The organism is Nostoc sp. CHAB 5715 (assembly GCF_020829685.1).
Lineage (GTDB): Bacteria > Cyanobacteriota > Cyanobacteriia > Cyanobacteriales > Nostocaceae > Nostoc.
Genome location: NZ_JAIVFR010000529.1, coordinates 1 through 5,271, shown reverse-complemented (window position 1 = coordinate 5,271; position 5,271 = coordinate 1). Strand labels below are relative to the sequence as shown.

Sequence of the window (5,271 nt, the reverse complement as noted above, 5' to 3'; positions counted from 1 at the left end):
AAAAAGAGCTTACGTGGAATGGGTAAGCCCTTTCAGAATGAATCTTATCTTGTCTGTCTATAAACATCGAAAGCCTCTTGGGCAAAAGATTGCAGACCTTGTTCTGCAATCATCCGCCTTCTTGTAGCCGCATTTCCATTAGAAAAATTAGCCAAATCTCTTTTCAAGGAATCATCGCGCCATTTTTTTACTGGACGTACGATGGCAGGGATAAATGCGAATGGAGTGGCATACAATGCCACGTATCCAGCGGTCCGCAGCCCCAAATATGCCATATCAGCCACAGCCCTGCCACAGCCAACTCCTTCAAGAGGCTTTGAATGATTGTTTGATTGACGATGCATAAGACGTATCCTCCTTGCAAATTACATAGTTGTCGGAATCGAGTGCTAAATCGAAGGTCAGTGTGATGAGCACCAAGTGATTTAGTTCACAACAATCACTATAGGGCGAACTCAAGGGAACTCTGCCCTAGCTTTGATTTCGGATTGTGCAACTTTTGTCGCAGATTTGTATAACTTTTGGTGAGAGAGATATAATTAGCCCAAAACTCTTGAAAAAGCGAGTTCTGGTAATGGGAGTAAAAGCTTCTCCAGAAGGGTACAACCAATTATGTGCTGCAAGACGACGGGACGGGAGGACTGATGAGGCGATCGCCTCATCAGTCCTCGTGTCGCGCAGTACAGTACAGAAATTTCTTCATCGTGAGCCAATCTCTTTGGCTTACTTTGAAGCGCTTTGCAGGGAGCTTGGGTTAGACTCGAAAGCAATTGCAGACTGGGAAGAAAATGACCCGATTGATACTCTGGTTCAAACAGTTCGTGCTCAGGTCAGCAGTGACATTCAGAGACGCTGCGACAAAATGCGCGTGTTGGACATGGAGCAAGCCATTACGATTGATTCGATTTATACCAGTGTTAATATTCTGGAGAAGCTTTCGCACAATCAGCGACCCAGTGTGGATGAACTGCTAGATGGATGCGATCTGGAAAACTTCGATCGACTGAGTCTTGGTAGAGTGCGGCAGGAAAGAATTTCAGGACTTGAAGCTGTCGAGCGACACAGCAAACTGTTCATTCTAGGCAAGCCAGGAGCAGGGAAAACGACTTTTCTTAAGTGGTTAGCTCTGCAATGTAATACGGGAAAGCTGCACAGGAATTGCGTTCCAATCTTTGTCACACTCAAGGAATTTGCTGAGGCAGATGGGAAACACACGCTGACTCAGTTCATCACCCAGCATTGGACAGAATGCGGCATCGAGAATGCTCAGACCACCCTTGAACAAATTCTGCGAGCAGGTCGATCGCTGATCTTGCTCGATGGATTAGACGAAGTTCAGGAAAGAGATGGAAAGCGCATCTTAAACGTCATCCAACAAGCTTCCAGACAGTTTGATGCCAATCAATTCGTCATGACCTGCCGGATTGCCGCAAAGGAATATACCTTTGAGCAGTTCACGGAAGTCGAAGTTGCAGATTTTGACAAACAACAGATCGCCGACTTTGCTCACAAGTGGTTTCAGCACAAAGACCCCACCAAAGCGACGGAATTTCCAAAAGCCTTAGAATCGCAACCAGGTTTGCAAGAATTAGCCACCAACCCCCTCTTACTCACGCTGCTCTGCCTCGTCTATGGAGAACGAGCCGGATTCCCAGCCAACCGTTCAGAACTCTACAAGGAAGGCTTGGATGTGCTGCTGAAGAAATGGGATGGCAAACGCAACATCACGCGAGATGAAGTTTATAAAGAACTGACCCTGCAACGCAAGGAAGACTTACTAAGCCAAGTTGCATTTACCGCTTTTGAGCGAGGTGAATACTTTTTCAAACAGAAATTTGTCGAGGCAGAGATTCAGGACTACATTCGCAATCTCCCCAATTCCAACACCGATCCCGAAGTGTTACGACTCGATAGCGAAGCCGTTTTGAAATCGATCGAGGCGCAACATGGCTTACTAGTCGAGCGGGCACGAGGGATTTATTCGTTTTCCCATTTGACGTTTCAGGAATACTTCATGGCTCGACAGATTGAAAAATCGGGCGGTGATTTCAGCAATCTGCTCAGTCATCTCAGTGAGAACCGCTGGCGAGAGGTGTTCTTGATCATGGTTGGGATGCTGAAGAATGCAGATCAGTTGCTGCAAGCGATGAAAAATCAAATTGACGGCATCCTGGCAAACGATAAGAAACTGCAAGAGTTCCTCAGTTGGGTTGAGCAAAAATCCCGCTCTGTTGAAGCCAGTTACAAACCTGCTGCTATTCGTGCCCATTACCTTATCCGCGCCCTCAGCCTCGACCTCGACTCCGACCTCAACCTCAACCATGCCCTTGACCGTGCCCTTGACCGCGACCGCGACCGTACTCTCGACCACACCATCAACTGCAACTCTGATCTCTACTTCGCCGTCCACTTCGACCGCGCCCTCGACCTCGCTCGTGCCCTCGACGTTGCTCCTGAATTTCAGCAAGAGTTACAGCGACTCAAAGACCAGCTTCCTTCTGCTAAAAATTGGGAAGGTTACGAACAGTGGTGGAAAACCAATGGACCAGCTTGGATTAAGCAATTCAGAACCGTACTGATTTACTACCACAATATTGGTCGTGATTGGCAATTTACGGAGGCTCAGGAGAATCTTCTCTTGCAGTACTACAATACCAATCAACTTCTCGTAGATTGTCTCAACAGCGATTGCTATGTCAGCCGCGAAGTCCGCGAGGAGATTGAAGCTACCCTGCTTTTACCGATCGCTTCTCTCGGTCAGGAAGCCGCGACCGCACAGTCGCCACCCAAGCCATTCTCCTCCGCTTGACGCGTGATCGCACCCCACTCACTCACTCCACCGACTCCTCCACGGAATTCCCCCGCTCCACCCCATATTTCGCCGCAACAGCCGCTGCGATCGCTTCCTCAATGTCGATTCCCATCACGGCACTCGGGCACAGCCTGATTCCGCAGTTCTGAAGGTGATGTGTTCTGAAACGATGAGTGTGATCGCGGGGGAATGTAAACTTCAGGATTATTTGGCACTAATTCTCCAGAATTATTTGGCACTCCCTTTGACGCTTTCTGTGCGCTGAAACATTGTCGCCCTCTCAAATTTTGGACAGCCTGAAACGTTCTTTTATCAGCGTGAACGCTGTTTGATTCTATGACTTCTATTGATTACGTCAATCGTGCCTTTGTTCGGGCGGATTGTGGGATTTACGGGGCAATTTTAAGTGATGAAGACTGTGATATCATTATCGCTGAAGTTAAAAAATTAAACGACCAAGGAAAGTTCTTTCACACAGGCGTTTACTGGATAGCAAACTGCCTAGCCGCCGAAGGGACAATTAAGCCGACCTTCCCGCAATAATGCCTGAACTGCAAGCCGCGCTGTTTCTCTCCAGGCGGCTTGCCTCCCTTTCCCTTCAGGGGGCTTCCCCACCCTTCTTTCGCTTCTCTTAGGAAAACATTTTCAATAAATAGTATTAACTATTTGTACGGTTAATATTATTTGTCTCTTTATTTGTGATTAGCGTTTCTTCCCTTTCCTGATACCAAGCACCGCAAAGACTTCATCCACCAGGGATTCAATCTCTTTGATGGCAGCCGACGCTTTGGGTAAATCATGAACGGTGACACCGAACGCCGCTGATTGCCGATAAATCTGCCGTTGAGAAATTTGTGTTTTTGCAAGGGGAATACCGAACTCGGATAAAACTTCTGCACTTTCCTGAGATAAGGTGGTGTTTGCCTGGGTTTGATTCAACATCAGCCTTGCTTGCAACGTTTCATTAACGGTGCTGCAATGCTCGATAACTTGTTTGATACCCACAGCCGCCCACATATCAAGAGGAGAGGGGAGGATAGGAACGAGTGCCAGGTCTGCAATGATCAGCGCACTCTGCGGAACCGGAGAATCGGCGGCTGGGGGGCAGTCGATGATAATGAAATCGTAATCTTCAATGAATTTCTTAACTTCCCGATGGACTTTCTCATTGGCGGCACTCAACCCAACCACGGAGGCGGGAAAAGGGCTTGCGTCTTCCGCTGATGCCGCCCAGCGTGTCGCGCTGCCTTGCGGGTCAGCGTCAACCACCATCACTTTATAACCGCGTCGGGCGATCGTCCCTGCAAGCTGCATGGAAGTCGTCGTTTTGCCTGCGCCGCCCTTCTGATTCACCACGGCAATGATTTTTGCTGTCATTTTCTTACCACGCGATATTAACTATACAAATAGTTTTTATTGTTAAAACCATATAAACAGTTTATACGATTAAACTTGTTTGTACGGTTTATATTGTTTTGACGATGTAACGGAGTTAGAAAATACTTGCAAACTGTTTATCCACTCGTAATGATGTTAACCATACAAAACGTTAAAATAGTTTATATAGTTATAACTATTAATGTATTAATGGGTGAACCTGTATGCCAAAGAGAAACTTGAAATCGGCTTTAACAACGTCTCTCAAGGAAGAAGATAAGGCTGTACAGACTCGCTTTGAAAAAGCGGAAAGTTTGTTAGCCGACAAACCGCGCTCAATAGATGCTCCTCAAGCAGAACCGCCCAAAGAGGAGATTGCCGATGTCCCGCCGCTTGAAAAGAAAGTGATACGGGATACTTTTACGATGCCTTCCGAGGATTACGAGCTGATCGCAGTGATTCAGGAGCGTTGCTTGCAGTCTGCAATGAACGTGACGCGAAGTGAGATTGTCCGGGCTGGCTTGCGGATGCTTCATGACCTGAACGACGAAAAGCTGACACAAGCCTTGAAAGCTGTTGAAAAGATTAAGTCAGGAAGACCACCGAGAAAGAAACAATAAACACTATAATAACTCTTTTAACGGTTATAACTGTTTATATCATTAAAACTATTTGTGCTGTACGTGCCATACAGCAAGCCACGGGGTTTCAGCCAATTCGCTAAGAAATTGAATCCTTCAACATAGTTAAGTTTCTTGGTCTTGGCTCAATCCTGCACTAAGTCCTCTATACGACCACACTTCCCAATGGTGGCTGACAAGTTGTTGACATGACATATTAGGGGAGGTTGAGAATCAGGATATTGTTCTGAAAATTTTTTGAGGGCATCTGATTTATTGGGTAGGTAACAAGATTGGTTATCCTTAGTAAGAACAATAAAGCCTCCAGGGAAACTTCTGTACGATGAGATGTAATATATATGTCTCGTGGGATTTTGCGTTGGATACCCAGGGCTTTTACTTAACCAGTTAGTATTATCGCTGTCTTGTGAATTGTCACATCCTTTAAGGGAGTTTGATAGG

6 protein-coding genes are annotated in these 5,271 nt (G+C 46.5%); 3 read left to right on the top strand and 3 right to left on the bottom strand.

Going from position 1 to position 5,271, the window contains the following annotated elements; genetic code table 11:
- Window positions 1-44 precede the first annotated feature (44 nt).
- Complete coding sequence (locus LC574_RS25145) at window positions 45-344, bottom strand: hypothetical protein (RefSeq protein ID WP_229456268.1); 300 nt, start codon at window positions 342-344, stop codon at window positions 45-47.
- A gap of 230 nt (window positions 345-574) precedes the next feature.
- On the opposite strand from LC574_RS25145, the gene LC574_RS25140 reads away from it, so the two are divergent.
- Both LC574_RS25140 and LC574_RS25135 read left to right on the top strand, forming a co-directional pair.
- Entirely contained in the window at window positions 575-2,809 is a 2,235-nt protein-coding gene (locus tag LC574_RS25140; RefSeq protein ID WP_229456267.1) for an NACHT domain-containing NTPase, read from the top strand.
- A gap of 339 nt (window positions 2,810-3,148) precedes the next feature.
- Window positions 3,149-3,355 carry a hypothetical protein gene (locus LC574_RS25135; RefSeq protein WP_229456266.1) on the top strand — a complete coding sequence of 69 codons (207 nt, stop codon included), beginning with the start codon at window positions 3,149-3,151 and terminating at the stop codon, window positions 3,353-3,355.
- A 159-nt stretch (window positions 3,356-3,514) separates the two neighbouring features.
- Here LC574_RS25135 and parA read toward each other — a convergent pair whose 3' ends face one another.
- Window positions 3,515-4,189: a ParA family partition ATPase gene (gene parA, locus LC574_RS25130; protein ID WP_267871673.1), complete on the bottom strand. Its 675-nt coding sequence runs from the start codon at window positions 4,187-4,189 to the stop codon at window positions 3,515-3,517.
- Window positions 4,190-4,413: 224 nt separating this feature from the next.
- Between parA and LC574_RS25125 the strand changes: the two genes are divergently transcribed.
- On the top strand, window positions 4,414-4,809 hold the full coding sequence (locus LC574_RS25125) for a cytochrome P450 (protein WP_229456265.1): 396 nt from the start codon (window positions 4,414-4,416) through the stop codon (window positions 4,807-4,809).
- A 146-nt stretch (window positions 4,810-4,955) separates the two neighbouring features.
- Here the strand turns inward: LC574_RS25125 and LC574_RS25120 are convergent.
- Window positions 4,956-5,271: hypothetical protein (locus tag LC574_RS25120; protein WP_229456264.1), on the bottom strand; the 316-nt coding region annotated here is incomplete at its 5' end.